This window comes from Corynebacterium glucuronolyticum DSM 44120 (assembly GCF_030440595.1).
GTDB lineage: Bacteria > Actinomycetota > Actinomycetes > Mycobacteriales > Mycobacteriaceae > Corynebacterium > Corynebacterium glucuronolyticum.
Map to the genome: position 1 here is coordinate 2,712,436 of NZ_CP047452.1, position 26,994 is coordinate 2,739,429.

Below are 26,994 nucleotides of genomic sequence, written 5' to 3' on the forward strand. Positions count from 1 at the left end.
TTGTTCCGTCAAATGTGGAGCTTCACGAGTAGAAAATCCTACAAGTCCCCCATTTGCACAAACGCCAGTAGTTGCAGTGCTACGGTGTTAGAATTTTTGCTATGAAACGATGCCTTGCCCTACCCCTAGCTGCGCTTTTAACCCTGAGCTCGTGTGCCATGAGCGAAAAGACCATTGAGGGAACCAATGTTGCCTGGAAGGCGTGTGAGGGGTCCACGACCTGCGAGACGGAGGTGCATGACCTCGTCGACAAGGGGTTGCTCACCGCGTCGGATGATGCCGACGGTGACGGCGTGATTGATGAGTCGGAGTATGCCGTCGCCAAGAAGCGCATTGAGGTGGAGGAGAAGGAGAAGGCGATCGAGAGCTCGCGGGCGTCCGAGTCGCGGGCGTCTGAGTCGCGGGCGTCTGAGTCACGGGCGTCTGAGTCGCGCGCGTCCGCGTCACGGGAATCCGAGTACCGCGCGTCTGAGCAGGCTGAGCGGCAGCGCCAGCAGCAACAGCGACAGCAGCAGCAGGAGCCCACGCAGCGCCCGCAGCAGCAGGCACCGCAACCGCAGCAGTCCCAATACCAGTGGCCGTCGGTTCCGTACCAGCCCGGTCAGGGCATGGAATGGTTTACAAAGGGGCCGTTCCAGTCTGGATGGACCTGCGACCAAGACGCCTCGACGTGGCCGGCTGATACCTCTTATTGCTTCGAAGGACCTGACGGCTACGCCTACTACTACGCACTCAGGCAGGCCGCCCGCTAGGCGAAGACGGTCCCCCACTCGTCGCGCTTGGCAAGCATCTTTTCGACGGCTTCCTGGGCGCCCTTGAGGGAATGGTTCTGGCCCCAGCCACACTGCTTCTCATTGGCTGCGGGAACCTCGGTGGCGGCGAGGATGTCGCGGAAGGTCTGCTCGAGGATGTCCATGAAGTCCTCGGGGGATAGATCAAGCGTGATGGCGTAGAAGCCGGTCTGGCAGCCCATCGGGGAGAAGTCGATGAGGCGGTCGGTGTGGTTGCGCATGTGCTCGGCGGTCATGTGCTCGATGGAGTGGACGGTGGGCATCTCCAGATGCTCCTTGTTGGGTTGGCAGAACCGTACGTCAAACTTCCTTAAAACATCCCCACCGGGGAGCGTCTTCTCGTCCGCAATGCGGACGAAAGGAGCGTCGACAAGCGTGTGATCAAGATTGAAAGACTCAACATTCATGCGTTTTTCCATGGTCCCTAGTTTAATGGAGTGGACTAGATTTAATCATGCGCGGACAAAGGGAGTTTGATATGGGAGTGTTAGCAAGGCTGACCGCGGTCGTTGTCGCCGTGACCCTCGGCGTGACCGGGTGCGCGACTCACACCGAGACGGAAGGCACAGCGCTCACGGTGGGCATGAGCCCGGGGCCGTACTCCATTATCTTCAAGGACGGGATCGAGCCCCTGCTCAAGGCCAAGGGGTACACCGTCAACTACCACGTCTACCGGGACCTCAACGAGGCAACCGACGCCCTGGTGGCGGGGAATGCGGATCTCAGCGTGGAGCAATACCCGGCCTACACTGACCTATATAACAAGGCCAAGGGCGGGACGCTGGTGAATATTGATACGCTGCCGACGATCCCGGCCGGGCTGTACTCCAAGGAACACAGGTCGGTGGAGGACGTCGCCGAGGGACAGACCGTGGCCATCCCGAGAACGCCGGCGGAGCGCGATCGGGCGATGGAGCTCCTGCAAGAGGCGGGGTTTATCACGGAGAGCGACGATCGCGGACTCACCATCAGCGAGCGCAACAGCGAGGACCTGCCCGTCGAGCTGCCGAAGGTGGACTGGGTGGTGCTCCCGGGTTCTGTGAGCTACCCGGTGAAGGCGGACCCGCGCATGCAGGTCTACCAGGAGAAAATGCGCCCTGAGCTGCTGCGCGCCATCACCGTACGGAACGAGGATGCCGACAGCGCGTGGGTGCACGACGTGCAGGCCGCGTACCACGATCCGGCTTTTGCCTCTTATATGAACAATGAGAACCTCAACAATTACTGGTATCTGCCCTAGCGCGTGAATTTTGGTGGGCATCTGTGTGTCAGCAGACCTGACGGGCTGGAACGTTGGGTCTGCCCAATTCACAGATGCCCACCATTTGTCATATCGGAGTTTTATTTCCGGCGGGCGTGTGGGGAGGGGAAATTTTCGCTATCTGGGAATAACTGGCGTAATGTCTTGTTGGTAAATAATAGACACGATGGTCTTAGTCCGATAGACCGCTTAGTACACAAGAGGAGTTATGCCAATGAACCGACCTTCGAAAATCGTTGCTGCGCTTAGTGCTGCAGCCTTAAGCTTTGGGCTCGTATCCTGCGCCGGCAATAGCGAGACCGACGCCAAGACGGTTACCGTGGGCACCTCCCCCGGGCCGTACTCCGTGCTGTTTAAGGACGGGATTCAGCCGATCCTCGAAAAGGACGGGTACACCGTTAAATACACCGACTTCTCCGACCTCATGCAGGCCAACACCGCGCTGGCCGAGGGCTCGGTAGACCTCAACGTGGACCAGCACTCCGCGTACACCGAGGTGTTTAACAAGGAAAAGGGCGCCGACCTGGTGAACTTCACCGAGCTACCGACCGTTCCGGCCGGCCTCTACTCGCAACGCCACGGCTCCCTCGACGATGTCGCCACCGGCCAGTCCGTCGCCATCCCGATCGATGCCTCCAACCTGTCGCGCGCCCTCAACCTGCTGAAGGACGCCGACTGGATCACCATCAAGGCTGAGGCTGACCCCGCTCTCCTGTCCGTCAACGACGTCGACGAGAACCCGCACAACCTTGATTTCAAACCAATGGATTCGGCGGGCATCCCGCGCGCACTGCCCGACGTGGACTGGGGTGTGCTCCCCGGCTCCATGTCGTACGCCTCCAAGGTCGACCCGAACCTGCAGCTCTTCCAGGAAAACCTGCGCCCCGAACTGATCCTCAACGCCGCCACCACGAGCGACAAGGTGGATGAGGAGTGGGTCGAAGAGGTCAAGAAGGCCTACCGCGATCCCGAGTTCCTGCAGTTTGTGGAGGACCAGAACGTGAACAACTACTGGTTCATCCCTGACTCCCTGAAGGGCTAGGCCAATGGCAGAGCCTGCTGTAATTTTCGACAACGTCTCCCGCACCTTTGGCGACGTCACCGCCCTTGACGGCGTGAGCCTCACCGTGCCCGAAGGCTCCATCTTCGGTGTCGTGGGAACCTCCGGCGCAGGCAAGTCGACGTTGCTGCGCACGGTCAACGGTTTGGAGAAGCCGACCGGCGGCACGGTAACCACCCTCGGGCTGGAGCCCGCTTCACTCGGGACGGCGGACCTGCGAGGTCTGCGCAGACAAGTGGGGATGATCTTCCAGCAGTACAACCTGCTGGGATCGAAAACCGTGGCGGAGAACGTCGCCATGCCGCTCACGCTGGAGGGGACGCGCGATGCGCGGCGGGTGAACGACGCGCTCGAACTCGTCGGGCTCGGCGACAAGGCCGACGCCAAGCCACGCGAACTGTCCGGCGGTCAGCGGCAACGCGTGGGGATCGCGCGTGCACTCGTCACACGGCCGCGGATTCTGCTTTGCGACGAGCCGACCAGCGCGCTCGACCCTATGACCACCGGGCAGATTCTTGACCTGCTCACACAGATCAACGAGCAGCTCGGCATCACTATTCTCATCATCACCCACCAGATGGACGTCATCGCGCGGATCGCCGACAACGTTGCTGTCCTCGAACACGGGAAGTTGATTGAGACTGGCTCCGTCGAGGATGTGTTCAGCGCCCCGCAACAGGAGCTGACCAGGCATTTCGTGGCGACGACCGTGCCCACGACGCACCTGCAGGCCGAGGCCGACTCGATCATCCGCGTCGTCCACCGCGGCGGCGCCGGGCAGTCCGTGCTCCATGACCTGGAGACCCACGGCGTGCGCGCCCGGTTGCTGCAGGCCAATGACCTGCCGCTGCGGCGCACGACCGTCGGATCGATGGTGATTGGGCTGGACGGCAGCGCGATCGCTGACGCAATCGCGTCGTTGAGGAATACGGACGGACTGACAGTGGAGGTAATTCGATGAACCTAGATACACGCGTCACCGCCGACATGTACCTTTCGGCGGGTGCCGAAACCATCTACATGGTGGGCATTTCCCTGTTTATCGGCGCGCTCATCGGCATCCCGCTGGCTTTAATGATGGTCATCACGCGGCCCGGCGGCCTGCGCCCGCAGCCCGTCGTGTACCAGGTGGTCAACGTGATCGTGAACATTTTGCGTTCGCTGCCATTCGTCATCCTCATGGTGGCGATTGTTCCATTCACCAGGCTGATCACCGGCACGTCGATCGGCACGACGGCGGCGCTGGTCCCCCTGACCATCTATATTGCGCCGTTTGTCGCCCGCCTCATCGAGCAATCCCTGCTCGAGGTGGACGCCGGCATCATCGAGGCCGCAGACTCCATGGGCGCCACCTTGTGGCAGACAATCCGCTACTTCATCCTGCCGGAGGCCAAGCCCTCCATCATCCTCGCGCTGACCACGTCGACGGTGGGACTCATCTCCGCCACCGCTATGGCCGGGTACGTCGGCGGTGGCGGCGTGGGCGACCTCGCGCTGAGCTACGGCTACCAGCAGTTCGACACTGTCGCCATGGTGGTTACCGTGGTCATCCTCATCGTTGTGGTGCAGGGCATTCAGTCCCTGGGCAACTGGCTGAGCAGGAGGGCCAGGGGGTAGTGCCGTTCTGCGGTGCCCGGAGCCGTGGAGATCGCGTAGCCGAAAAGTTCCGCGACTCCGGGTAGCAGGCTTGACTTCCAGAGCGTTCCACAACTCTTGGTGTAGACCAGCAGGCCAATACTTTTTGCTAAGAAGGGGATGCGGCGACGGGGTGGGGTCATGCTGCGGAGGGCATATCGAGTGCGGTTCTGGACTCACACCAGCGTACGTGTGGTTCGTCGTGTACGGTGGCTTCCTGTACCGTTTTAGCAGTGCGATTGCAGGGTACATACCAAGGCCCACAACCCCGAAACCACCGCTAGTGCTCACTCATACGCCTTTCCAGGGCAGGGGATCCAAGGCTTGTAAGCTACGAATCGTTATACAGGTTCTCCTTTATAAAACATCGATCTGTTTACCACAGGAAATACCTTTACTTTCTGCTACGATTGAACTGACTTACATACAAAGGGATCGGAAGAAATATGAAAATCACTCCCCGGAATGTAGCGTTGGTGGCAGCTTCAGTGACTATATCGCTCACCATCACAATTCCCGTACCGGCTATGGCTCAATCCACCGAACAGGTGCCGATGTCAACTTTGGATGCCTCGTCCGCCGACGCTGCTCATGTTCCTGGTCTATGGAGAATTGAGCAAAATCCGGATGATGATGCAGAAAGTTTCGAAGAACGAGCTGGTGGAAGTATAGGACCATTTGTAATGGTTGCGGATAACCCACATTTTTCCCAAGGAACAGTGTCAGCTCACGGTTGCTACACCGGTGGCCCCCTCGGAGGACAAGCCATTGTGAAAAATTGGATTGAGCGAAAGAATGCCAATGGAAACTGGGAAAGGGTAGCCACGGGACAACCAGTCACCGTTCCGCAGGGGTGCGGTCGAGGGAAGCGATCTAATGCCCGAGCTCAGTGCAGCAACTTTACTAGGACGCTATATAGAAATGTTGTGGATGTGGATATTTTGGGAGCCATTGATCCTCCAATGAAGGCCTATAAGGAAAACTGGGTTAATTGTGGCGTTTAGCATTGGCATCGGTGGTTAGCGATGATTCTGTCTCTCACCGGAACATGGAGCATTAATCCATTCGGACCGCTTCGGGATTCGGACGACGCAGAAGACCTCTGGAGCCTGATTAACTCCACTGCATCTATCATGTCGGGGGCTGCACTTTCCCCTTGGTTCGTTGGGGAAAGCAACGATAGTGAAATTCTAGGCAATGGCCAAGTAGACACTCTTGTGTTCGGGATCTACTCCGCAGACGAGAGCTCAGCTCCCGTTGCGACCTTTCTACCATCAATCATGCTGGCAATACAGATTAGTTTAAAAAAGGCATACAAACCGGTAACGCCATCACGGATCACAGTGGAATTGCATCCGGGAGACAATTCCGGTTCGGTGCCAGCTTGCTGGTGGGGAAATTTCTTTAACCGGATAGAAAGATATGCGACGTGGGATTTGACAGTGTCGCCGTTTTCGTCCGAACTCGCCCGAAAAGCTTCACATAGGATTCCCTATCTTTTCGACACCGATGGGAACAATTTAACTTCTAGCTCATGGGGTCTTATGGAAACCGCTGCTCTAATTAGTTTCATTACCGAAGAAAACGCACATTGGCAGAAGGTTTCAATCGATAGCCGAAAGAGCATCGTTGACTGACGAGTCCTGGAGCTGTACATGCTAGAGAACCTTGACGGGTTGCCGCGACAGCCCGCGATTCCGGCCCCAGACACCGCGATGTTCATGCATCGCGGTGTTGTTTGAGCAGTGACGGGTGCACACTCGGTAGCCTATCGCCAGCCCATTGAACAACGGATACCAGGATCTTTGTTAAGGACTAGGGGTCTTCAGCCAGTAGATATGCTGCAAAGCCCGGTACGGTTTGTCCGAGAATGGCCTAGGCCTCGGTGACCGTGTTGCGGAGTTGGCCGAGGCCTTCCACTTCGATGGCGATTGTGTCGCCAGGTACCATGCGTTTCGTGCCAGCGGGTGAGCCGGTGGAAATGACATCGCCGGGGAGGAGGGTGATGGAGCCGGTGATGTATTCGATGATCTCGCCGAAGCCCCAGATCATCTGGTTCGTGGAGGAGTCCTGCCAGGTTTTGGTTTCTCCCTCGTGGGTGAGGTGACCTTTGATCTTGGTGTCGGCAAGATCGTAGGCGTCGATGTCCGTGTCGATCCACGGGCCCATGGGGCAGAAGGTGTCAATGCCCTTGCCGCGGGTCCACTGACCCTCGGCGAACTGGAGGTTGCGGTCTGAAACATCGTTGACGATGGTCAGGCCAAGGACAACGTCGCGCCAGTTTTCCTTCTTCACGTTCTTGCAGGGCTTGGAGATGACGAGAGCGATCTCGCCCTCGAACTCGACCTTCTGCGCGAAGTCAGGAATCTTGATGGCAGCGCCCGGTCCGATGATGGATGTCGGGGGCTTCATGAACAGCGTCGGCGGGAGGGTCGACGCGGACTGGTTGAAGACCTCCTGGACGTGGTCGGCGTAGTTGCGGCCGATGAGGAGGATCTTGGAGGGGAGCATCGGGGCGAGCAGGCGTACCTCGTCGGGTCCATACTCCTTGCCCGTGTACTCGGGGGCTTCGAAGGGGTGGTTGGAAATGGCTTTGAACTTTATATCCTCGCCGTCGCCCTCGACGACGGCGAAGGTCATAGCCTCTGGGGTTGCAATTCTGGCGTAACGCATAACGGAACTATAGTTCACGCCCGAGCTACCGGTTGGAAAATTCCTCAAATGGTGCCACCTAATGGACTAGAAAACTCACCAGGTGGGATTTTAGGCGACCGCGGCAGCACCGACGCCAGGATGTCCGGGTTCATCACAATGTTGCCGCCGCCCGCCAGAAGTGCGGGCAAGGCTAGCACGCCGGCGATAGAGCCCTCCTTCCTGGCAGCCGAGAAGACCAGCGATGTTTAGTGTGATGGTCTGCGTCGCTCGTGCTGCCGCCAAACTGCGGTGCGGTCATGCCCTCAACCGTCAGGGTGAATGTTCCCGCACCTTTGGCGACGTCACCGCATTAGTTGGGGTGAGCCTCACCGTGCCCGAGGGCTCCATCTTTGGTGTCGTGGGAACCTCGGGTGCCGACAAGTCGACGTTGCTTCGCACCGTTAATGGACTGGAGACGCCGACCGGGGGCACGGTGACCACCCTCGGGGTGGAGCCAGCGACGCTCGGGGCTGGGGAACTACGAGGTCTGCGTCGTGAAGTTGGGATGATCTTCCAGCAGTACAACCTACTGGGATCGAAAACCGTCGCGGAGAACGTCGCCATGCCCCTCACCTTGGAGGGGACGCGCGATGCGCGGCGGGTGAACGACGCGCTTGAGCTCGTCGGCCTCGGCGACAAGGCCGACGCCAAGCCGCGGGAACTGTCCGGCGGTCAGCGGCAACGCGTCGGCATCGCGCGTGCACTCGTCACGCGACCGCGGATTCTGCTTTGCGACGAGCCGACCTCCGCGCTCGACCCCATGACCACCGGCCAGATCTTGGATCTCCTCACCCGCATTAATGAGAAGCTGGGGATCACCATCCTTATTATCACCCACCAGATGAACGTCATCGCCCGCATCGCCGATGAGGTGGCCGTGCTCGAACACGGCCACCTCATTGAGCATGGCCCGGTGGAGGATGTGTTTTCGAGCCCTCAGCAGGAGCTCACCCGCGAGTTTGTGGCCACCACGGTGCCGCGAGCAGACGCTGACAGCGACACCGAGCGGCTCATCCGAGTGCACCACCGCGACGGCGCCGCGCGATCGCTATTTGATAAGCTCGCCCACCTCGGCGTGCGTGCCTCACTTTTGCAGGCAAACGACCTGCCACTGCGCAGCACCACCGTGGGCTCCATGCTCATCGGGCTGGACAATCCGGGCGCTGACCAGGCAATTGCCCTTATTTCACATACCGACGGACTCTCAGTGGAGGTTATCCGATGAGCCGTGTGACCCCAGAAATGTACCTCAACGCCGGGGCAGAAACCGCCTACATGGTGGGAATCGCCCTAGCCATTGGCGCTCTCATCGGTATCCCGCTGGCGCTTTTGATGGTGATCACCCGGCCCGGCGGGCTGCGCCCGCAGCCTGCCATTTACCAGGTGGTCAACGGGGTGGTGAACATCCTGCGCTCGCTCCCCTTCGTCATCCTCATGGTGGCCATTGTGCCACTGACGAGGCTCATCACAGGTACCTCCATTGGCACCACAGCAGCACTGGTGCCACTGACCATCTACATCGCTCCGTTTGTTGCCAGGCTCATCGAGCAATCCTTGCTTGAGGTAAGCCCTGGCATCCTCGAGGCTGCAGATTCCATGGGGGCAACCTTGTGGCAGACCATCCGCTACTTCCTCCTGCCGGAAGCCAAGGCGTCCATCATCTTGGCGCTCACCACCGCCACCGTGGGACTCATCTCCGCCACGGCGATGGCCGGGTACGTCGGCGGTGGCGGCGTGGGCGACCTCGCGCTGAGCTACGGCTACCAGCAGTTCGATACCGTCGCCATGGTGATAACCGTCATCATTCTCATCGTGGTAGTGCAGGGTATCCAGTCACTTGGCAACTACCTGTCCCGCCGCGCGCGAGACTAAGTATTCCTACGTGCTCCACACCACTGAGCGCCCCCGCAGACACCGCCACGACACATGCACTTAGCTCGGCGGACTGCGGGATCGTATACTTCGGAGTATGAGCGGCTAGTGCGCCCTAAGAATGCCAGGGGAGGAAAGTGGGGCTTGCACCTATTGCGTCGTATTCTTTGAGCTCCATAGGAGGAGTGCGGAAAGTCTTTTCATTTTCTTCCACCTCATCGATGTCAAGATTTGCATCGACTTCCCTTTGAATTCCCGGCCAACGACTAGATACCAACTCGAAGCCGTCTTTCACGATCGACATTCCATCAGGAAAGATGGTCTGCTCATCAACAAATGCACCATCAAAAACCGAGGTATGAACCCGACAGCCAGAAAAATCAGCACCGGAAATGATTGCTCGGTGAAAGTGAGCGAAGAGCAAATCCGCTCCACGAAAGCTCGCACCTCGTAGCTCAGCGCCATCGAAATGCGCATGGGCGAAGACTCCAGAAAAGGTACAGTTCGGTACATATGCACCTACCCACCGCGAACGAGTGAAATTTCCCCCAGCAATACCCCCATCCCAATGTGAGACAGAGAAGTTAGTACGGCGAGCGGAAACATCCCGCAGACGAGCTGAGTTGAGGAAAGCCTCATGAAAGGATAGGTCATCGAGCGAAATACCCGAAAGCTGGAGATAGGGAAGGTTCAGTCCAGCAAAAGACACCCGCACGGGAATCGAAACCAGTTTCACGTTGGCAATCCGGCCTAGGATTGTGGCCTGCTCCAAAACATTGGGCGACTGACCGAAGTACAACCGCTCGCCGATACGTTCGCAGATCCCGGTCACACCGAAGCTCACTGGATCCCACTGACACTCATGGTGGAGCTGCGTAAATGCACGGTAGGGGCGAGCCAGTGGAGCTCCGCCTAGAGCAAATTTACGTTGTTCCTCTGAGAGGCCTCGATCCATGCCCGGGCAACCACAATCTGTGTGCAGAAACATCGCTAACACGTTGAAAGCGTCCTGTACACGATGGCTGACGGCCTCGCTTTTTGCTTCCGCGCCACGAGAGTCAATATAGCCCAGTAGACGGTTCACTCCCTCCCGGCGGAGTTTACATTCCGATGCTTTCAGAAGCTCAACCGCAAGGTCAAAATCCTCGTTAGCCGTCATCGGACGCTACCAAATCTGCTCGTATCGTTGACGTAGTCCGGACAGACTGAACGAACCGGTCGAGTATGGTTCCCAGACTCCGACGGCTCGCACCACGCGGTGACTACACCCACGTCAAAAGAATCATTAGACAATGAAGAGGGCCGACCCAAAAAAGTCCTTTCATTTCTTCCTCTATAAATCACAGTTATGAGGCTACCCGCAAGTTGTGAACAGTGGTATCCATTTTTTCCAGCTACGCCACCGCTATCAAAGAGCACTTACCTACAGTACGACGGGCGATGACCACCTTCCACGTGGTGCATCTTGCAGCCGGCAGACTCACCGCCGTTCATCCACGCTTCCAACAGGAGAAATACCACTGTAGGGGGCGAGAAGATGATCCGTTAAACAAGTGCCTAAAAGCACTTCTCACCTCTAAGAAACGATAGGCGCCTCGGCCGAAAACCAGCTTGGAACCTTATTCCCCGACGATCCTGGCCATCTGCAGCTAAAGGTCGTCTGGTGCGCCTATAAGTAGATCATCGTCTGTGATACCCAAATAAAAAAGGCAGCGCAAACAAGTACGCATGATATTATCTACCAGCTGAAAGCCATGACCAAAATCTATCCATAGCTCACTCAACTAGGACACAGCCTTCACAAACCTCTTTGACATCCTCGCCTACTTCAACGAAGGACTATCGGATGGAACCGTCGAAGCAATCAATGGCAGACTCGAGCGCTTGAGAGGAATCGCCCCCCCACTTCTCCACCCTAAACCACTACCTCATCTACTCCGGAAGCATCGGCCACAAAACCCACGCACTCTAAAACCGGAAGAGTCTCATCAGATCTGCGCTGTAAACAGCCCCTGGAAGATTTGGCGGAATAAATTCGCAACCTCTATATTGGAGACAGTCCGAGAACTGTTCCGCGCTGAAACTTGTGTAACGAGAAAACAGTGTACCTTGGAAAGTGCAGTCCACAAACGTACACCGATGAAACTCCACAGAATCGATGGAGGCTTCCGAAAAATCTACCCGTTCAAAAGTGCATCTCTCACAGTTCCCCCACGTGAAGCTGCAATGTGAAAAATCACAGTCAGTAAAACGCGAATCGATTACCACAACCCCATCGAAGTGAGACCCAGACAGCTGAACCATACAGAACTCACCGTTAACGAGTTGAAATTGTCTAATTGACGATTCACGAAGATTCCTATTGGAAATATTGATTCCACCGCAGCCACTCGAATGTAGGGAAAGCGTATTCAGACCGAGCTTTACAATTCCCTTAGACTGTTCCGGCTGGTCCGGCGCACGCCAAAGGTAGGTGGAAATCTCTTGAAGTGGTTGGAGTCTACGCGCCAGCGCACCTAAGATTTCCCATTTAGCAACCGTGTAATACGTGGGATCCGACGTGCTTCCTTCATCCGGATGAGTGGCTTCATTAAATAGCAAATGAGCAACATCGTTAACTAAAGTGGACCCCTGTAACGATAGTTCATCCCCTAAATATACCAGCTGATAGGCCGATGAGAGCCGCGTTAAGGCGGATGTACTTCCGATTTCTCGGCTATACCTTTCATAGCGAGCATGCAGCTCTGTCTGTCTCATGAGTGCCAGTATAGGCAGAGCGGGGATGCAGCCTGTTCTCTTAGGAACCTCTGGCATCCCCGCCTAGCTGGGCTAGCTTATTTCGCTAGCTCTTTTTTACCTGCACGGAAGTTAAGCGCGGCACGGCCCAGCTCAAAGAGCGTGCACACCACGGCGATGGGCGTCATAATCGCTCCGGGCGCAACAAAGAAGCCACACACGGCGACAAGCACCGGCAGCAGGTGGATGCAGGATTTACCGATGTATCCGCCGAAGGACGGCATATCCACACCATCGGATTCGGCGACGGATTTCACCATGAAGTTTGGGCCGTTGCCAATGTAGGTCATGGCACCGAAGAACACGGCACCGAGGCTGATGGCTACAAGGTAGTGCTCGGGAACTCCAGCCACGCGGGGATCGCCTGGAAGCTCTCCCGCGATGGAGAAGAACGTGGCGTACGTGGGCGCGTTGTCCAGGAAGGACGACAGGGAGCCGGTGAGGAAGTAGAAGCTTGCCTCGTTGAGGTTAAGCTTGGGGGCAACCTCGGCGAGGTAGCGAAGCGCCGGAATCATGGTGAGGAAGATGCCGACGAACACGGCGGCGACCTCGAGAATCGGGGCCCACACGAACTTGTTGAGATCGTAGCGGACCTTATCCGAACCGAACTTGAGTGAGGCCAGTGCTGCAAGCCCCATGATGATCTCGCGGGTGGGAATCCAATCCGTGAGCGTTGCGGTGCCTGACTCGATTGCTTCAGCATTCATTGAGGGAGCAAGAGCAACGGCAACGATGATGATGGCGAAGAAAAGGAAGTTGATCTTGCCGTCGAGGTGGATCGGCTCGGTCTCCGTGCGGTCGCGCTCGGTGTCCTCCTTAGACTCCATCGCGTGGATCTTGCGGTCGAGGCAGTAGTAGCTCACGAGCAGGAGGATGAACACGAATGCCCATTCCTTGAACAGGCTGAACGTCCACGTGAACGGCACGCCGCGGAGCATGCCAAGGAACAGCGGCGGATCACCCAGCGGGGTCAACAGACCACCGGCGTTTGCGACGATGAAGATTGTGTAGATAACAGTGTGGGCGACGTACTTGCGTTCCTCGTTGGTTTTAAGTATCGGCCGGATGAGCAGCATCGCCGCACCCGTGGTGCCGATGAAGGAGGCAATACCGCCACCGATGGCGAGGAAGATGGTGTTGTTACGGGGTGTCGCTTCCACGTCGCCACGCAAATAGATGCCACCAGCCACCGTGAACAGACACAGCAACAGCATGATGAAGTTGAAATATTCAATGGCGGCGCCAAGGACGGCTGCGGGCTCCCCGCCGAGGATCATCCACGCGGCGACGGGCACGCCCAGGATGAGTGCGACAATCAGCTGGTTACGGGGTCTATCCCAGAAGCCGGAAAGTGCGGGCACAAGCGGAAAAATGGCGATGCTTAAAAGCATCAGTACGAAGGGGATTAGACCCCAGGCTGGAATAGTCACAAGTCACATCCTCACATTGAATCAGAGTTAAAACACTCTTCAGTGTAAACGGGTTGTGGGTGACGCGACACAACAGATAGTAGTGATTGTGTGACTTTTTCACCCTTTTCCCAGGTCAGACCAACACAACGCATACACACCACACAACACTCGCATGTGGTGTGTTGTGTAGAGTGTTGATATTTGGGAAAGGATTGCAGTGGATCAAAGAGAGCTTGATGCACTAGTGAAAAGCCTGCGGCAAATCGGGACAGACACCTCTAGCGTGGAGGTCAAAGCCGCTGCTGGTGGCTTCCCCAAGAAACTGGTCCGCGACATCTCTTCTTTTGCAAATACAGACGGGGGAACTGTGATCCTAGGTCTTGATGAGGAGAATGGATTCGCCCCATCGCCACATTTTGATGCCCGGAGCATTGCAGATGCCCTAGCAACAGTATGCAGGGAGCAACTAGTTCCCAGTGTCACACCCAGATTGATACCCTGACGTGAGAAGATGCGCCCGTAGTTGTTGGAACGATCGCACCTCTCGACCCACGACTTCGACCATGCTACGTTGCAACACAGGGAAAATACTGCGGAAGTTTTATTCGCGCACAGGATGGAGCGCGGAACCTGAAGCCGTATGAGATAGACAGGTTGGAAGAGAATCGGACACAGCCATTGTGGGATAGTGAAATCGTTCCTCGGGCAGGGCTGGTGAATCTGGATCCGGAAATTATCCAAGGAATACTAAAACGCGAGCGTTTGATCCACGAGCGAATCTTCAAAAATAAATCTGATGAAGATGCCCTCTTGAGCCTCAACGTTCTTGCACGAGACGATCGCGGAGTACCACGCCCTACAATCGTCGGGCTTTTATGCGCAGGCGCTTTCCCACAACAGTTCTTTCCACGGCTCAGCGTCACATTTTCCAACTATGTTGGCGATTCAAAGGCGACAAATGACACTGGCCAGCGATTCATAGACAACCAGAGCTTCGTCGGACCTATTCCCCCACTTGTTTTCGACGCGGTAACCGCCGTTCAGCGCAATATGCGCGTAGGAGGCATGATCGAAAGAGTTTACCGCAAGAATCTTCCTGATTACCCTCCAATTGCAGTACGCGAAGCAATCACAAATGCACTCATGCACAGGGATTATTCTCCCCAAGCTCGAGGTGCACAAGTACAGATCAACATGTACCCAGATCGATTGGAGATATTCAATCCCGGAGGACTTTACGGCATAGTCACAGAGGATAATCTCGGCCAAGCTGGTATCTCGAGCACCCGGAATCAATACTTATCCCGGATTCTGGAAGTTTGCGAGTATCCGGCCGGTGGTTTTGTCGCAGAAAACCGTGGTAGTGGTTACCAAGAGATACTCAGCCAACTGGAAGCACAGATGCTTCCACCTCCAATCCCCGAGGATTCACTCACCGGTTTCCGCCTCACCTTCAAAATTCGGCAGCCGACTGCCCCTAAAAAGCAAGCGGCAAATGCGCAGAGTAGTAGGCAGAGAATCATTGATTACGCCAGTAAGCATGCAACTTCTTCCAGTCGCGAACTAGCTGCAGCAGCTGGAATCACGCTCAGTGGTGCGCGCCGGATCCTTAAAGACCTCGTTGAAGAAGGCGAACTCGAACGCACCCGACCGCTAAGGAGCCCCAAACAACGGTACCGCCTAGTACGTTAGCTCTTTTCGCGGGCATCTTAGAAAGTCGCCCGAGTAACCAACACACCACACGCGAGTGTTGTGTGGTGTGTTGTGTAGAGTGCTCACGCTTGCCCTGGTAGAGGCTAATTTTTCTATCATTAGCTTCCTTTGGATCATGCCCCGGCTCCGAGCCGGAGCACAAGAAACACGCCACATAACAGGCACGCGAGGCAGGCGCGCTTCTGCGCGCCTGTTAGAAGCGCCTCCCCAGCACCTCGGCGATGGTGCCCACTTCGTCGGCGGCTTCACGGACTTCCGCGGGGGCGTGAGGCATGGCTACGCCGGTACCAGCCCAGCGAAGCATCTCGATGTCGTTGGGCATGTCGCCAAAGGCGACGACGTCCTCGGGGGCGAAGCCGAGGTCCACAAGCCCGGTGGCCTTGGTGATGCCGGGGTGGGAGACTTCGAGAAGGCCCTCGTCGACGCTGTAGGTGATGTAGCCGAGGTCGGAGGGGATGCGGTCGGCCAGGACCTTAGCCATCTGCGCGGAGCTCATGCCCTCGTGGCGGAGCAGCAGCTTGGTCGCCGGGATGCGGAGGATCTTATCGTCGTCCTCCATGCCCGGCGCGTCCGTGTCCCACGTGGGGGCGTAGTCCGGGGTGACGACGAAGAGTTCGCTCTCCGGGTTGAAGGCGCTGTTGCCGGCGCGCTCCACGGCGATGGTGATGCCGGGGATCGCTTCGCGGGCGGCGCGGACGATGGAGCGCATCGCCTTCGGGTCGAGGGGGTGGACGGCATCCATGCGGTCGTGCTCGGAGTCGTAAATGATGGCGCCGTTGGCGCAGATACAGGTGGGACGCAGCGGGAGTTGCTCCAAAACGTCGGAAAGCCAACGAGGGGGACGACCGGTGGCGAGAACCAATCGGTGACCGGAGGCTAAAGCCTCCGTGAGGGCGGAGAGGGTGTCGGCGGGGACGCGCTCGGAGTCGTCGAGAAGCGTGCCGTCGACATCGGTGACGATTATCACTTGGTGATCCTTTCCATACCTCCCATGAACGGACGGAGGGCGGCGGGGATGATGACCGAACCGTCGGCCTGCTGGTGGTTTTCGAGGATGGCGACGAGCCAACGGGTGGTGGCGAGCGTGCCGTTCAGCGTGGCGGCGATCTGCGTGCGACCGTCCTCGTCGCGGTAGCGGATCTTCAGGCGGCGGGCCTGGAAGGTGGTGCAGTTCGAGGTGGAGGTGAGCTCGCGGTACGTGTTCTGCGTGGGGATCCAGGCCTCGGTGTCGAACTTGCGAGCGGCGGAACTGCCGAGGTCACCGCCGGCGATGTCGATGATGCGGTAGGGGACCTCGATGGCGGCGAGCATGTCGCGTTCCATGTTGAGCAGCGCCTGGTGCTGGGCCTCGGCGTCCTCGGGCTTGCAGTAGACGAACATTTCCAGCTTGTCGAACTGGTGGACGCGGATGATGCCGCGGGTGTCCTTGCCATAGGAGCCGGCCTCGCGGCGGAAGCAGGAGCTCCAGCCCGCGTAGTGGAGGGGGCCGTTGGACAGATCGATGATCTCGTCGGAGTGGTACCCGGCGAGGGCAACTTCAGAGGTGCCGACCAGGTACTGGTTGTCCTCCTGCAGGTAGTAGATCTCGTCCGAGTGCTGACCCAAGAAACCCGTGCCCTGCATCGTCTCGGGGCGGACGATGACCGGCGTGATCATCAGGGTGAAGCCGTGCTCGATGGCCTTCTGCGCGGCGAGGTTCATCATCGCCAGCTGCAGCTGCGCGCCGAGGCCCTTGAGGAAGTAAAAACGGCTGCCGGAGACCTTGGCGCCACGCTCCATATCGAGGATGTCCAAATTTTCGGCGATGTCGAGGTGATCCTTCGGCTCGAAATCGAAGGTCGTCTTCTCCCCGACCTCCTCGACGACGACGAAGTCATCCTCGCCGCCGGCGGGCGCGCCCTCGACAACGTTGCCGAGCTGCATCTGAATATCGAAAACTGCCTGTTCAGCGTCGCGTTGGGCGGCCTCGGCGTCTTTCAGACGCGCCTTCAGCGCCGTGGATTCCTCAATGAGCGCCGGGCGCTCGGCCGGGGAGGCCTGACCGATCTTCTTTCCGAACCCGTTTTGCTCCTGACGCAGCTGGTCAGCCTTCTGGATGGCGTCGCGACGGGTCTCGTCTGCGGCGAGGAGTTTATCTACTAGCGAGGGGTCCTCGCCGCGGGTGCGCTGGGACTCGCGGACGACATCGGGGTTTTCGCGGAGAAATTTAAGATCGATCATGGCTACTAGCCTACATGCCTGAACGCTAAACCATAAAGGTTATGACCAGCGCGCCTATAATGAACCATATGGCCGCTAAACCCAAGCATCAACAACTCCGCGAACAACTCGAAGAACTCTGCACTACACAGCTCCAACCTGGCGATATGCTCCCCGGCGAGCGCCAGTTGGAGCAGACCTACGGTGTCAGCCGGATCACCGTACGACGCGCCATCGGCGACCTCGTCGCCTCCGGACACCTCGTCCGCGCCCGCGGCAAAGGCACCTTTGTTGCCCCCACTCCCCTGGCGACGCGGCTCAACCTGGCGAGCTTTTCCTCCGAGATGCGCGCCCAGCAGCTCAAGGCTACCTCGAAGGTGTTGCATGCGGAGATGGAGGACGCCCCCGAGGTCGTCTCCTCGTTCTTCGGTACCTCGGATACCCCGCACGTTCATCTCACCCGCCTCAGGCTTGGCGACGGACGGCCATACTGCATCGACGACGCCTGGTATAACTCCACGTTCCTCCCGAATTTGCTTTCCGACGATGTGGAGGCGTCCGTCTACCGTGTCCTCGACGCCCGTGGCTTCCCGATCACCGATGCGGAACAGGCCGTCAACGCGGTGTGCGCCGGTGAGGAGGTCGCCAGGCCCCTGGAAGTAGAAATCGGCGACCCGCTGCTGCGGACGATTCGGTGCGCCCGCTCTGGAACGCGCCCCATCGAGTGGTGCTGCTCCCTGTACCGCGCCGACCGCTACACCCTGCGCTCGCACGTGACCCGCAAGGACAGCGAGTAGGGTATGTAGCAATGAATATCTTGCGCGACTCCACCATCCTGCACACCGCCCTCATCGCGGCGCTGGCGGGAGGGGCGCTCATGGGCGGATATGCAACGATGCGCGGCGGAGACGAGCCCGCGCGCACAGGCGGGGAGGAGACCACGGTAACGACATCGGCGAAGCCGAAGGCGCACACTTTCACCGCCGCCGGCCCTGGCCAGTGCCTCACGTGGGATGTCGGCGAGGACGGCTCCACCAGCAACTTCACCACCGTGGACTGCGCCGAGGAGCACCGCTTTGAGATCTCCTCCCGCGAGGACCTGGCCACCTACCCCTCCAGCGAGTTCGGCACCGATGCCGCCGCCCCGGACATCACCCGGCAGGCGCAGTTGCGCGAGGAGCTGTGCAAGCAGCAGACCATCACCTACCTCGGCGGCAAATACGACCCGACCGGCGTGTACTCCATCGCCTCCATCCTGCCGCCCGCCGATTCCTGGACCGCCGGCGACCGGACGATGCTCTGCGGCGTGCAGCGCACCGATGACGCCGGCAAAATCACGACCTCGACAGGCAAGGCGCAGAACCAGGACCAGTCACGCGTGGCCGAACGCGGCGAATGCGTGGCCATCGACTCCGCCAACGGCAGCCACAAGGTGGACTGCGGCCAGCCGCACTCCTACGAGGTCACCGACCGCGTCAACCTCTCCGAGGTGTTCGACCATCCGCCGACAACGGAGGAGCAAGACACCCACCTCAAGGACGTGTGCACGAAGGCGGCCCTGGACTACATGGGCGGCGACGACAACCTGTATAACTCCTGGCTCGCCGTATACTGGACGACGATCCCCACGGCCAGCTGGAATGCGGGCAGCCAGTCCGCCAACTGCGCACTATTCCACCCGGCGGAAGGGGGCGGATTCTCCACGCTGCAGGGCAGTGCGCCCGCCGGGTTTACCATCGACGGTAACCCGCCGGCCCCGCGTCCGGAGCGGCGACCCCTGAGGAACCCCCAGTGAGCGTCGAGATTTCCGACGACGAGTTTGAGGAGCTCGTCGACAAGTCCCTTGAGCTGATCCCCGAAGCCCTCATCAATCGGATCGAGAACACCGTTATCCTGATCGACGATTATAACGAGGAGGACCCCACCATTTTGGGGCTTTACCAGGGCGAAGCGATGACGGAGCAGACGTATTTCGGTGCGTTTCAACCGAACACGATCACGATTTATCGGGAATCGCTCAAGGACTGGTGCGAGACGCGGGAGCAGCTTGAGGAGGAGGTCGCGATCACCGTCGTGCATGAAATTGCGCACCACTTCGGCATCGACGACGAGCGGCTGCATGAGCTGGGGTGGGGGTAGGTTAGCTGGTGGCCAACTGGGATACGCGCCCTGCTGTCATCCCCAAAAGCGCTGCCTGATCACGGACCGACCACCCCTCATTCGTCAGCGCTTCGATTGTCTTACGCACCTCGGGCAGCAGATCCTCCTGCGCGTGTACAAGCAGCCGACGCTGTTCCGCCACTTTGTACGCATGTGAAAGCTCCGGGCTCGTCACGGGGAGATCCCACGACACCCACAGTTTTTCTTCCGCTCCGTCAGGCAGATCCTCGGCCAAGGCAATGGCTTCACGCACATTCCGGTCCAGACCGGAAAAGGTTGTGGCCCAGGTAGACACACCTTGAAGGTTGGTTACCTCGGCCAACCAATCCGTTCCCTCGCGAGTGACGCGCACGCTGTAATTAGGCGCAGTACCGAAACACAACTGCTTAGCCCTCGCCTCAACTTTGCTTTCGCTTGTCATCTCAGCCATCCTTTCCCCAGTACCGGCTCCATTTGTTGCTCTATTTGGCGAAGGGTCCCTTGCGGAATATCACCACTGCGCATCCCGGGCATCGCAACCGTGGTGTAGGCCGTGATCCCATCGCGGGATGCCTTCCACCTCTGATGCGATCCACGCTGACGAATCATTGTCGCGCCACGCGCAGCTAGTATCTTGGTCAATTCTGTTACGCGCACAGTTTACTGTATAGCGACTAAACTACAAGTACACCGATGACGCACTTTACCTTGCGATGTGCCGGTATCACTGGACCTGACAGCGTCGCCCGGGCTTGTCAGGAGCAATATTCAATAGGGCCGCACAATAGGGCCGCAGTGAGGATTGCCAGGATTGCGAATACGAGCATTCCGATGTTAGCGACAGTGTGCGTCGCACTCTCATGTGCACTCATTTGTGAGGATCCGATAGCTGCTACGGCAAGGACCATCAAACCTGACGTTCTCGCAAATGCGAGTGCCATATGGGCTGGTGTGCTTTTATTAATGACCCATTGGGCGAACGGCTGAAAATAAGAGCGAGCACGATAGTGATAAAAGCGATTACTCGTGCCATTTTTTATTCCTTTCCCTCTCTGTCAGAGTTTTTGTGTGGCAGACGGTACGGGGAAGCAGGGGTAACGGAGCCATCCTTCTGAATGCTCGTTTTCAGATTTTCGGCTTGGGGGGGATATTGTGTCGCTATTACTGGGAAAGGAGATATAGGTGGGGAAGAAGCGCCTGGCGTGGCCCGACGTGGCAAAGGGGGTGTCGATCCTCGGAGTCATCGTGCTGCACGTGTGCTTGGCGGTGCCGGGTGGGATGGACACCCTGCTCGCACGCGCGAACTCCGTGATGGATCCCCTGCGCATGCCGCTATTCTTTCTCGTCTCCGGGTTCTTCTCAGCCAAGATCCTGGACTACAGTCTCACAGAACTCTTCGTTCGCCGACTGTGGTTCTTCCTCGTTCCCTACGCGGTCTGGGTTCCGGTAGAGATCAAGCTAAAGTTCATTGAATTCAAGCTGGTCTTCGACGCCGACTCCGTGGGTGCCGACGAGATCCTGTGGCGTATGCTCATCGGCGCCAACTTGGCGTGGTTCCTCTGGGCCCTGGTGCTGTTCAACCTCGTGCTCTGGTCCCTACGCAAGCTACCCCCGCCGGTCGCAATTGCCGCCAGTTTCGCTCCGCTGCTGCTGTTGCCCTGGCACGACAAGATCCCGATCGTCGGCATGCTGATCCTTTACCTACCCTTCTTCGTCGGCGGCCTGCATCTGCGTGGCCCGATCTCCCGCTTTGCAGCGACAGCGACCTCCGTCACGCGCTGGCTGCCAGCAGCTATGGGCTTTTTCTTGGGCGTGGTGCTGGTCAAGCTCTTCGCTCAGGTGGACCCGGACCGTGTGGCGCTGCCGTGGATCCTGCCAGGCATGGATGCCATCGGACACTACGAGGCTGCCTTGCTGGTGCGCTTGTCCAGGGAGCTCCTCTCGCTGCCACTGGCGATCGTCGTCGCGGTCGCGATCACACACCTGCCGCACCTGTCCAACGACCTGCAGTTCGTCGGCCGCCACACCCTGCCCATGTACATCGGGCACCCGATCGGCATGACCCTGGGCTACCACCTGGTGCGCTACGCGCTCGACGATGCGGGCCCGCAGTCCACTACTTTCTGGCTCGCCTACGCTATCCTCATCGCGCTCGTGTCCGGCTGGCTGTTCCACCTGCTGTCGAAGGTGCCGGTGCTGGGCTGGACGCTGACGCCGCCGAGCCTGGCGAGGCCTCAGCCTGCTGTTGGAACGGAAGCTCATGCCGAAAATCGGGACCACACCTTCAACACCGCACCCCCAACACAGCCCGGACCCCCTAACTCCACAATTAGCCCAAATTCCAGGGTAATAAGCGAGTTAACGATCCCCAGCCCGATGTTGGATGCCGAAAATCGGGACCACGCCTTCAACACCGCACCCCCAACACAGCCCGGACCCCCTAACTCCACAATTAGCCCAAATTCCAGGGTAATAAGCGAGTTAACGATCCCCAGCCCGATGTTGGATGCCGAAAATCGGGACCACACCCTCGCCACCGCACTCCCCAACGCAGCCCGGACCCCCTAACTCCATAAATAGCCCCAATTCCAGGGTAATAAGCGAGTTAACGATCCCCAGCCCGATGTTGGATGCCGAAAATCGGGACCACACCCTCGCCACCGCACTCCCCAACGCAGCCCGGACCCCCTAACTCCATAAATAGCCCCAATTCCAGGGTAATAAGCGAGTTAACGATCCCCAGCCCGATGTTGGATGCCGAAAATCGGGACCACACCCTCGCCACCGCACCCCCCAACGCAGCCCGGACCCCCTAACTCCATAAATAGCCCCAATTCCAGGGTAATAAGCGAGTTAACGATCCCCAGCCGGGCCGGGGTGTTTACACGCCCTGCGATCCGCGGTCATTTCATGCACAATTGAGGTGCACTAACTGAAAGGGACACCTTATTATGCCGTCGATACGCTATACGCCGACACCTGAGCCGAGGAACAAACACGAGCTGCGGGGCGAGCATCCGCGTCGCATCCTGCAGGTGGTGACCGGCGTTAACCGCTACCTTGATCGTCCGGGGCATCGCACCGGACTGTGGCTGGGAGAGCTCAGCCACTCCTGGGATGTGTTTATGAATGCCGGGTTTGAGCAGGTCATCGCCAGCCCCAGCGGTGGGGCGGTGCCGCTGGAGCCGAAGTCCATCCGCTTCCCGAACTTCGATGCGTCGACACGCGCGTGGTACCACGACAAAGAGAAGATGGCGCTGCTGGACGATGTCGCCTCGCTGGAGGACGTGTCTGCCGCAGATTTCGATGCCATCTTCCTCACCGGTGGCCATGCCGTCATGTACGACTTCCCCGGCTGCGATGCGCTGCAGCGCCTCATCCACGACATTTACGAGGCCGGCGGCGCGGTTGGGTCCGTCTGTCACGGTTACTGTGGGCTGCTGGAGACGAAACTTTCCGACGGTTCCCTGCTCATCGCGGGCAAGAAACTCACCGGTTTTTCCTGGGTGGAGGAGGTGCTTGCCGGTGTTGCGGAGATCGTCCCCTACAACGTGGAGCAATCCGTCAAGGAGCGGGGCGCCACGTACAGCAAGGGGCTGGTGCCGTTTATCTCCCACACGGAAACGGATGGGCGCCTGGTGACGGGGCAGAATCCGGCGTCGGCACGGGCCGCGGCGCACAAGCTAGTTGAGCGAATTAAATAGCTTCGTCGCCGCGTCCTGATCCCACAGCACCACGGAGCCGACCTCGGTGTCCGCAAACGAGGCGACGGGGATGGTCTGCTCGTTGATGCCCGAGCGCATGGCCAAGGCCACCCGGGCGAGGTGCCAGATGTGGTCGCCATTATCCACGGTGAAGGAGCCCGCCACGTGGGTCACGAGCGGCACGATCTTCAGGGGGTTGGCCAAGGTTTTCGGGCTCGTCATCGTATCGAGGAGGACACCGAGGAACTGGCGCTGGCGGGCGACGCGGTCAATATCGCCGAGGGCGGTGGCGCGGGAACGCGTGAACTTCAGGGCGTTCGGGCCGTCGAACTTGTGGCAGCCCGGCTCCAGGTAGAAGGCGATGACGTCGTCGTAAATCGGGTCCTCGGTGCACAGTTCCACGCCGCCGACGGCATCGACGATATTGGCCAGGCCGCCGAAGCCGACCTCGGCGTAGTGGTCGATTTTCAGGCCCGTGTTCTGCTCCACGGTCTCGGTGAGCAGCTGCGAGCCGCCGATGGCGAAGGCGGCGTTGATCTTGTTGTTGCCGTAGCCGGGGATCGGCACGTAGCTGTCGCGGGGGATGGATAGCAGCGTGGGCTTGCCACTCATCGGCAGGTGCAGCACCATGATCGTGTCCGTGCGGGAACCGCCCTCATCGTCGCCGGTCATGAGCTCATCCTTCTGCTTCTGGGTGAGCCCCTCACGGGAGTCGCTGCCGACGAGCAGCCAGTTCGTGCCGGCGGTGTCGGCGATGTGGCGGGACGGGAAGGCGTCGATACGCGTGAGCGAACCGTCGGCCCAGACACCGCCACCGACCAGCGCCACCAGAAGCACGATGAGGAAGATGGCCAGGGGTTTTGCGCAACCGCTGCGGGTGCGACGGGTGCGGCGGTTGTCCTGCGGGGCGATCCGCTGGGCCCGGTTGGGGATCCGCGAATCGCGGCGGCTGGGGATCTCGCGGGAGGCGTTGGGGACGCGCTCTACGCGGTTGTTGACCGGCGGGTTGTTGCGGCGCTGGACGCGCTCGGCGAGCCCGGAGTGATTATCGTTACCACGCGCCTCCTGCAGCGGAGTCCGGGTGCGCTTGGGCACGGGACGGCCGTAGCGGTCCCGGATCACGTTCCCGTTTCGGTCCGTGGCGTATTCACTCATAACTCACCATTGTAAACACGCGCCGCCACACGCAGAAGCTCCTCGTGCGATGCCCGCACACCAACAAGCTGCACACCCAGGCCGATGGGCAGCGTTAACGCTGGATAACCCGCCATATTCGCCAGCGTCGCCCACGGCGTCCAGCGGGTCTGCTCCGCGAAGTCCTCCGCCGGGTCGAGGGAGGAAAAGAAGCCGATCGGCGGCGGTTCGTAGGCGAGGACGGGCATAACGAGGATGTCCACGCCGAGGGCCTCCACCATCTCGCCGGTGGCCATGAACTGCTCGGCGGCCTGCACGTACTCGGCCGAGGTGACCTGCTGGCCGCGGTCCCGTAGCCACGCCCCGAGAGGCTGCAGGGGGCCGCAGATGCGCGCAGTGCGGTAGGAAAAGAGCGTCGAAAAGCAAGCAAAGTGAGAGCGAGGATAGGGGCGACGGACCTCGTGACCACCAAGCGCGCGGGCGACGGCTTGTGTGCTTTCAACGTCCTGCGGGTCGACATCGGCGTGGAGGGGCTCAACGAGGTAACCGACCCGGGGCTCGTCGCTTCGACTTCGAAGCTCAGTCCGGGTGACCGTGGCCAGGTCGGCGACCGTGCGGGCGAGGTAACCGTGACCCGTGGGGACGGCACCCTGGTTGTTGTGCGCCAACTTCAGCCCCAGGACCCCGCAGGCCGCGGCGGGAACCCGGATCGAGCCGCCACCGTCGGTGCCGTGGGCGACACGGACGAGACCGCGCGCGACTGCAACAGCGGCGCCACCGGAGGAACCACCCGTGGTCGCGCCCGGGAACCGCGGATTCACCGGCGCGGGCATCCCGTTCGGCTCACAATAAGCCGAAAGCCCCAGCTCGCTCGTCTGCGTTTTGCCGTAGATCGTCGCGCCCCGGCGGCGCAGCGCCCGGATCGCGGGGTCGGTGGTATCCGGGATGTGCTCCCGGTAGACGGACCCTAACCTGCAGGTCAGGCCCTCGACAGCGGTGAGATCCTTGGCGGGAATCGTCCACCCCGTGAGATCCCCCTCGACCTCCGGGAGGAGCACGTCCGTATTGACAAAGCCGTGCTCCTCCGGCGCCAGGCCACGCGTGTCCACGCCATCTCTCACAATCGGCAGATTCCTCACCCGTATTAAGATACATGCATGACCACGGTTTCCTACCTCGGCCCGCAGGGCACGTTTACTGAGCAGGCCGCCCACACCCTCGTCCCCGAGGGTTTTCAGCCCCACCTCGTCTCCTCCCCCGCCGACGCCATCGCGGCCGTCTCGTCCGGTTGCGCGGATGCGGCCGTCGTCGCCGTGGAAAACTCCGTCGACGGCGCCGTCACCGCCACCTTCGACGCACTCGTGGGTGCCGGCGTCACCATCACCGCCGAAGTGGACCTGGCCATCAGCTTCACCATCGCCGGCACGCTGCCCGCCCGCCGCTTCGCCACCCACCCCATCGCCTACCAGCAGGTGAAGAACTGGGTGGAGGCGGCAAGCCCCGGGGTGGAATTCGTCCCCGCCTCCTCTAATGCGGCCGCCGCCGACATGGTCGCCACCGGTGAGGCCGATGCCTGCGCCTGCCCACACCCCGCCGCCGTCAGCCGGGGACTCCCCATCCTGGCAACCGACGTCGCCGACCATGAACGCGCCCGGACACGCTTCTTGCGCGTGGAAAAAACCGCCGTCGCTCCCCCGCGCCGCGGCATCACCTACCGCACCTCCGTCGCCTTCACCCTGCCCAACAAGCCGGGCACACTCGCCCACGCGCTCACCGAATTCGCCACCCGGGGCGTGGACCTCACCCGTATCGAATCCCGGCCGACGAAGAAAGCGCTCGGCACCTACGTGTTCTACTGCGACCTCATCGGCCACGCATCCTCCCCCAGCGTCGCGGAGGCCCTCGCCGCCGTACGCGCCCACGCCGAGAACCTCGAATACCTCGGCTCGTGGCCTGCAGCCGGTGACGAAATGAGGGATAATTGAGCACACTATGATCATTTTGCTGCGTCACGGACAAACCACCTCGAACCTCACGCACGCCCTCGACACCGCCCTGCCCGGCGCGGATCTGACCGACCTCGGGCGCGAGCAGGCTTCGGGCGTGGCCCCGGAGCTCACCGGAATGACCACCACCTTCGCCTCGCCGGCCCGCCGCGCGCAGCAGACCGCCCACCACGCCGGCCGCACCTATGAGGTGCTCGACGGCGTGCAGGAGATCAACGCCGGCGACCTGGAGATGCGCGCCGACCTACCCGCCCTGGAGCGCTACCACCGCGCCGTCCACGACTGGCTCATCGGTACCGACACACCGATTCCCGGCGGGGAGACCAAGGAGAGCTTTCTGGGGCGCTACCTACCTGCCATCACGAGCGTGGAGGAGAACACGCTCATCGTCTCCCACGGCTGCGCCATCCGCATCTTCAGCGCGCTGGCCTGCGGCCTCGACGCCGACAAGGTGATGGCCAACCCCTTGAACAACTGCGAGTGGGTCGGCCTTGAGCGCACCGGCGCCTTCGGCTCGTGGCGGCTGATCAACCGGGATATGTGGATGTAGCTTTCGCACCTATCCCGCACCTGTCCTG

At 59.8% G+C, this 26,994-nt stretch carries 30 protein-coding genes; 19 read left to right on the plus strand and 11 right to left on the minus strand.

Features of this window, described 5'->3' with window-relative positions:
- Positions 1-158 precede the first annotated feature (158 nt).
- Positions 159-752 carry a hypothetical protein gene (locus CGLUCO_RS12350; RefSeq protein ID WP_084036182.1) on the plus strand — a complete coding sequence of 198 codons (594 nt, stop codon included), beginning with the start codon at positions 159-161 and terminating at the stop codon, positions 750-752.
- On the opposite strand, the gene CGLUCO_RS12355 is transcribed toward CGLUCO_RS12350, so the two are convergent.
- Entirely contained in the window at positions 749-1,210 is a 462-nt protein-coding gene (locus CGLUCO_RS12355) for an S-ribosylhomocysteine lyase (RefSeq protein WP_005388184.1), read from the minus strand. The two genes, CGLUCO_RS12350 and CGLUCO_RS12355, sit on opposite strands and share 4 nt — an antisense overlap.
- Positions 1,211-1,269: 59 nt before the next feature.
- Here CGLUCO_RS12355 and CGLUCO_RS12360 point away from each other — a divergent pair, with 59 nt between their 5' ends.
- From CGLUCO_RS12360 to CGLUCO_RS12385, 6 genes are all read left to right on the plus strand, one after another.
- Positions 1,270-2,031: a MetQ/NlpA family ABC transporter substrate-binding protein gene (locus CGLUCO_RS12360; RefSeq protein ID WP_232621945.1), complete on the plus strand. Its 762-nt coding sequence runs from the start codon at positions 1,270-1,272 to the stop codon at positions 2,029-2,031.
- Positions 2,032-2,266: 235 nt separating this feature from the next.
- Positions 2,267-3,094 carry a MetQ/NlpA family ABC transporter substrate-binding protein gene (locus CGLUCO_RS12365; protein WP_084036184.1) on the plus strand — a complete coding sequence of 276 codons (828 nt, stop codon included), beginning with the start codon at positions 2,267-2,269 and terminating at the stop codon, positions 3,092-3,094.
- A 4-nt stretch (positions 3,095-3,098) separates the two neighbouring features.
- A complete protein-coding gene (locus tag CGLUCO_RS12370; protein WP_084036185.1) occupies positions 3,099-4,073 on the plus strand; it encodes a methionine ABC transporter ATP-binding protein in 975 nt (324 codons plus the stop codon).
- On the plus strand, positions 4,070-4,729 hold the full coding sequence (locus CGLUCO_RS12375) for a methionine ABC transporter permease (RefSeq protein ID WP_005394610.1): 660 nt from the start codon (positions 4,070-4,072) through the stop codon (positions 4,727-4,729). The genes CGLUCO_RS12370 and CGLUCO_RS12375 overlap by 4 nt, the downstream gene beginning before the upstream one ends.
- Before the next feature lie 464 nt (positions 4,730-5,193).
- A complete protein-coding gene (locus CGLUCO_RS12380) occupies positions 5,194-5,751 on the plus strand; it encodes a hypothetical protein (RefSeq protein WP_143336849.1) in 558 nt (185 codons plus the stop codon).
- A 21-nt stretch (positions 5,752-5,772) separates the two neighbouring features.
- Entirely contained in the window at positions 5,773-6,384 is a 612-nt protein-coding gene (locus CGLUCO_RS12385; protein ID WP_005388166.1) for a hypothetical protein, read from the plus strand.
- A 238-nt stretch (positions 6,385-6,622) separates the two neighbouring features.
- Here CGLUCO_RS12385 and CGLUCO_RS12390 read toward each other — a convergent pair whose 3' ends face one another.
- A complete protein-coding gene (locus CGLUCO_RS12390; RefSeq protein ID WP_084036186.1) occupies positions 6,623-7,420 on the minus strand; it encodes a fumarylacetoacetate hydrolase family protein in 798 nt (265 codons plus the stop codon).
- A 223-nt stretch (positions 7,421-7,643) separates the two neighbouring features.
- Here CGLUCO_RS12390 and CGLUCO_RS12395 point away from each other — a divergent pair, with 223 nt between their 5' ends.
- Positions 7,644-8,666 (plus strand): methionine ABC transporter ATP-binding protein, encoded by a 1,023-nt coding sequence (locus CGLUCO_RS12395; RefSeq protein WP_232621944.1) that lies wholly within the window; start codon positions 7,644-7,646, stop codon positions 8,664-8,666.
- The gene (locus CGLUCO_RS12400) at positions 8,663-9,313 is read left to right on the plus strand and encodes a methionine ABC transporter permease (RefSeq protein WP_084036187.1); all 651 of its coding nucleotides are present in this window, start codon (positions 8,663-8,665) and stop codon (positions 9,311-9,313) included. The genes CGLUCO_RS12395 and CGLUCO_RS12400 overlap by 4 nt, the downstream gene beginning before the upstream one ends.
- A gap of 115 nt (positions 9,314-9,428) precedes the next feature.
- Here CGLUCO_RS12400 and CGLUCO_RS12405 read toward each other — a convergent pair whose 3' ends face one another.
- Positions 9,429-10,472, minus strand: a complete 1,044-nt coding sequence (locus CGLUCO_RS12405; protein ID WP_084036188.1) for a pentapeptide repeat-containing protein — start codon at positions 10,470-10,472, stop codon at positions 9,429-9,431.
- Between the two features lie 215 nt (positions 10,473-10,687).
- Between CGLUCO_RS12405 and CGLUCO_RS12410 the strand changes: the two genes are divergently transcribed.
- Complete coding sequence (locus CGLUCO_RS12410) at positions 10,688-10,903, plus strand: transposase (protein ID WP_213084998.1); 216 nt, start codon at positions 10,688-10,690, stop codon at positions 10,901-10,903.
- A 378-nt stretch (positions 10,904-11,281) separates the two neighbouring features.
- On the opposite strand, the gene CGLUCO_RS13090 is transcribed toward CGLUCO_RS12410, so the two are convergent.
- Together CGLUCO_RS13090 and CGLUCO_RS12415 are read right to left on the minus strand one after the other, a co-directional pair.
- The gene (locus tag CGLUCO_RS13090; RefSeq protein WP_084036189.1) at positions 11,282-12,127 is read right to left on the minus strand and encodes a pentapeptide repeat-containing protein; all 846 of its coding nucleotides are present in this window, start codon (positions 12,125-12,127) and stop codon (positions 11,282-11,284) included.
- Between the two features lie 20 nt (positions 12,128-12,147).
- Positions 12,148-13,539 carry a sodium:proton antiporter gene (locus CGLUCO_RS12415; RefSeq protein WP_084036190.1) on the minus strand — a complete coding sequence of 464 codons (1,392 nt, stop codon included), beginning with the start codon at positions 13,537-13,539 and terminating at the stop codon, positions 12,148-12,150.
- 199 nt (positions 13,540-13,738) lie between these two features.
- Here CGLUCO_RS12415 and CGLUCO_RS12420 point away from each other — a divergent pair, with 199 nt between their 5' ends.
- Together CGLUCO_RS12420 and CGLUCO_RS12425 are read left to right on the plus strand one after the other, a co-directional pair.
- Entirely contained in the window at positions 13,739-14,023 is a 285-nt protein-coding gene (locus tag CGLUCO_RS12420) for an AlbA family DNA-binding domain-containing protein (RefSeq protein ID WP_232621943.1), read from the plus strand.
- Positions 14,024-14,235: 212 nt separating this feature from the next.
- Entirely contained in the window at positions 14,236-15,213 is a 978-nt protein-coding gene (locus tag CGLUCO_RS12425; protein WP_301386995.1) for an ATP-binding protein, read from the plus strand.
- A 214-nt stretch (positions 15,214-15,427) separates the two neighbouring features.
- Here CGLUCO_RS12425 and CGLUCO_RS12430 read toward each other — a convergent pair whose 3' ends face one another.
- Together CGLUCO_RS12430 and serS are read right to left on the minus strand one after the other, a co-directional pair.
- Entirely contained in the window at positions 15,428-16,201 is a 774-nt protein-coding gene (locus CGLUCO_RS12430; RefSeq protein ID WP_016458398.1) for an HAD family hydrolase, read from the minus strand.
- Positions 16,198-17,454 (minus strand): serine--tRNA ligase, encoded by a 1,257-nt coding sequence (gene serS / locus CGLUCO_RS12435; protein WP_084036191.1) that lies wholly within the window; start codon positions 17,452-17,454, stop codon positions 16,198-16,200. Before serS ends, CGLUCO_RS12430 begins: the two co-directional genes overlap by 4 nt.
- 41 nt (positions 17,455-17,495) lie before the next feature.
- Here serS and CGLUCO_RS12440 point away from each other — a divergent pair, with 41 nt between their 5' ends.
- From CGLUCO_RS12440 to CGLUCO_RS12450, 3 genes are read left to right on the plus strand one after another with little or no spacing between them, the layout of a single operon-like run.
- Complete coding sequence (locus tag CGLUCO_RS12440; protein WP_005388134.1) at positions 17,496-18,230, plus strand: GntR family transcriptional regulator; 735 nt, start codon at positions 17,496-17,498, stop codon at positions 18,228-18,230.
- 11 nt (positions 18,231-18,241) lie between these two features.
- Entirely contained in the window at positions 18,242-19,228 is a 987-nt protein-coding gene (locus CGLUCO_RS12445; RefSeq protein ID WP_084036192.1) for a septum formation family protein, read from the plus strand.
- Positions 19,225-19,572 carry a metallopeptidase family protein gene (locus CGLUCO_RS12450; protein WP_084036193.1) on the plus strand — a complete coding sequence of 116 codons (348 nt, stop codon included), beginning with the start codon at positions 19,225-19,227 and terminating at the stop codon, positions 19,570-19,572. The genes CGLUCO_RS12445 and CGLUCO_RS12450 overlap by 4 nt, the downstream gene beginning before the upstream one ends.
- Position 19,573: 1 nt before the next feature.
- Here CGLUCO_RS12450 and CGLUCO_RS12455 read toward each other — a convergent pair whose 3' ends face one another.
- Positions 19,574-20,014, minus strand: coding sequence for a hypothetical protein (locus tag CGLUCO_RS12455; protein ID WP_232621941.1), 441 nt, complete (start codon positions 20,012-20,014; stop codon positions 19,574-19,576).
- Positions 20,011-20,229: a type II toxin-antitoxin system HicA family toxin gene (locus tag CGLUCO_RS12460; RefSeq protein ID WP_268753248.1), complete on the minus strand. Its 219-nt coding sequence runs from the start codon at positions 20,227-20,229 to the stop codon at positions 20,011-20,013. Before CGLUCO_RS12460 ends, CGLUCO_RS12455 begins: the two co-directional genes overlap by 4 nt.
- 525 nt (positions 20,230-20,754) lie before the next feature.
- Between CGLUCO_RS12460 and CGLUCO_RS12465 the strand changes: the two genes are divergently transcribed.
- Both CGLUCO_RS12465 and CGLUCO_RS12470 read left to right on the plus strand, forming a co-directional pair.
- Positions 20,755-22,140, plus strand: a complete 1,386-nt coding sequence (locus tag CGLUCO_RS12465; RefSeq protein ID WP_198481460.1) for an acyltransferase family protein — start codon at positions 20,755-20,757, stop codon at positions 22,138-22,140.
- A 383-nt stretch (positions 22,141-22,523) separates the two neighbouring features.
- Complete coding sequence (locus tag CGLUCO_RS12470; protein ID WP_084036268.1) at positions 22,524-23,276, plus strand: type 1 glutamine amidotransferase domain-containing protein; 753 nt, start codon at positions 22,524-22,526, stop codon at positions 23,274-23,276.
- Here the strand turns inward: CGLUCO_RS12470 and CGLUCO_RS12475 are convergent.
- Both CGLUCO_RS12475 and CGLUCO_RS12480 read right to left on the minus strand, forming a co-directional pair.
- Positions 23,256-24,431, minus strand: a complete 1,176-nt coding sequence (locus tag CGLUCO_RS12475) for an LCP family protein (protein WP_005388122.1) — start codon at positions 24,429-24,431, stop codon at positions 23,256-23,258. The two genes, CGLUCO_RS12470 and CGLUCO_RS12475, sit on opposite strands and share 21 nt — an antisense overlap.
- Positions 24,428-25,531, minus strand: coding sequence for an amidase family protein (locus CGLUCO_RS12480; protein WP_232621940.1), 1,104 nt, complete (start codon positions 25,529-25,531; stop codon positions 24,428-24,430). Before CGLUCO_RS12480 ends, CGLUCO_RS12475 begins: the two co-directional genes overlap by 4 nt.
- Positions 25,532-25,567: 36 nt before the next feature.
- On the opposite strand from CGLUCO_RS12480, the gene pheA reads away from it, so the two are divergent.
- A complete protein-coding gene (gene pheA / locus CGLUCO_RS12485) occupies positions 25,568-26,395 on the plus strand; it encodes a prephenate dehydratase (protein WP_084036270.1) in 828 nt (275 codons plus the stop codon).
- A gap of 7 nt (positions 26,396-26,402) precedes the next feature.
- Positions 26,403-26,966 (plus strand): histidine phosphatase family protein, encoded by a 564-nt coding sequence (locus CGLUCO_RS12490; protein ID WP_005394561.1) that lies wholly within the window; start codon positions 26,403-26,405, stop codon positions 26,964-26,966.
- Positions 26,967-26,994: the final 28 nt, after the last annotated feature.

Excerpts from the sequence above, each read along its gene's own strand:
- CGLUCO_RS12350 (WP_084036182.1), top strand. The coding sequence starts at position 159 with ATGAGCGAAAAGACCATTGAGGGAACCAATGTTGCCTGGAAGGCGTGT.
- CGLUCO_RS12355 (WP_005388184.1), bottom strand. The coding sequence starts at position 1,210 with ATGGAAAAACGCATGAATGTTGAGTCTTTCAATCTTGATCACACGCTT.
- CGLUCO_RS12360 (WP_232621945.1), top strand. The coding sequence starts at position 1,270 with ATGGGAGTGTTAGCAAGGCTGACCGCGGTCGTTGTCGCCGTGACCCTC.
- CGLUCO_RS12365 (WP_084036184.1), top strand. The coding sequence starts at position 2,267 with ATGAACCGACCTTCGAAAATCGTTGCTGCGCTTAGTGCTGCAGCCTTA.
- CGLUCO_RS12370 (WP_084036185.1), top strand. The coding sequence starts at position 3,099 with ATGGCAGAGCCTGCTGTAATTTTCGACAACGTCTCCCGCACCTTTGGC.
- CGLUCO_RS12375 (WP_005394610.1), top strand. The coding sequence starts at position 4,070 with ATGAACCTAGATACACGCGTCACCGCCGACATGTACCTTTCGGCGGGT.
- CGLUCO_RS12380 (WP_143336849.1), top strand. The coding sequence starts at position 5,194 with ATGAAAATCACTCCCCGGAATGTAGCGTTGGTGGCAGCTTCAGTGACT.
- CGLUCO_RS12385 (WP_005388166.1), top strand. The coding sequence starts at position 5,773 with ATGATTCTGTCTCTCACCGGAACATGGAGCATTAATCCATTCGGACCG.
- CGLUCO_RS12390 (WP_084036186.1), bottom strand. The coding sequence starts at position 7,420 with ATGCGTTACGCCAGAATTGCAACCCCAGAGGCTATGACCTTCGCCGTC.
- CGLUCO_RS12395 (WP_232621944.1), top strand. The coding sequence starts at position 7,644 with ATGTTTAGTGTGATGGTCTGCGTCGCTCGTGCTGCCGCCAAACTGCGG.
- CGLUCO_RS12400 (WP_084036187.1), top strand. The coding sequence starts at position 8,663 with ATGAGCCGTGTGACCCCAGAAATGTACCTCAACGCCGGGGCAGAAACC.
- CGLUCO_RS12405 (WP_084036188.1), bottom strand. The coding sequence starts at position 10,472 with ATGACGGCTAACGAGGATTTTGACCTTGCGGTTGAGCTTCTGAAAGCA.
- CGLUCO_RS13090 (WP_084036189.1), bottom strand. The coding sequence starts at position 12,127 with ATGCCAGAGGTTCCTAAGAGAACAGGCTGCATCCCCGCTCTGCCTATA.
- serS (WP_084036191.1), bottom strand. The coding sequence starts at position 17,454 with ATGATCGATCTTAAATTTCTCCGCGAAAACCCCGATGTCGTCCGCGAG.
- CGLUCO_RS12440 (WP_005388134.1), top strand. The coding sequence starts at position 17,496 with ATGACCAGCGCGCCTATAATGAACCATATGGCCGCTAAACCCAAGCAT.
- CGLUCO_RS12445 (WP_084036192.1), top strand. The coding sequence starts at position 18,242 with ATGAATATCTTGCGCGACTCCACCATCCTGCACACCGCCCTCATCGCG.
- CGLUCO_RS12455 (WP_232621941.1), bottom strand. The coding sequence starts at position 20,014 with ATGACAAGCGAAAGCAAAGTTGAGGCGAGGGCTAAGCAGTTGTGTTTC.
- CGLUCO_RS12470 (WP_084036268.1), top strand. The coding sequence starts at position 22,524 with ATGCCGTCGATACGCTATACGCCGACACCTGAGCCGAGGAACAAACAC.
- CGLUCO_RS12475 (WP_005388122.1), bottom strand. The coding sequence starts at position 24,431 with ATGAGTGAATACGCCACGGACCGAAACGGGAACGTGATCCGGGACCGC.
- pheA (WP_084036270.1), top strand. The coding sequence starts at position 25,568 with ATGACCACGGTTTCCTACCTCGGCCCGCAGGGCACGTTTACTGAGCAG.
- CGLUCO_RS12490 (WP_005394561.1), top strand. The coding sequence starts at position 26,403 with ATGATCATTTTGCTGCGTCACGGACAAACCACCTCGAACCTCACGCAC.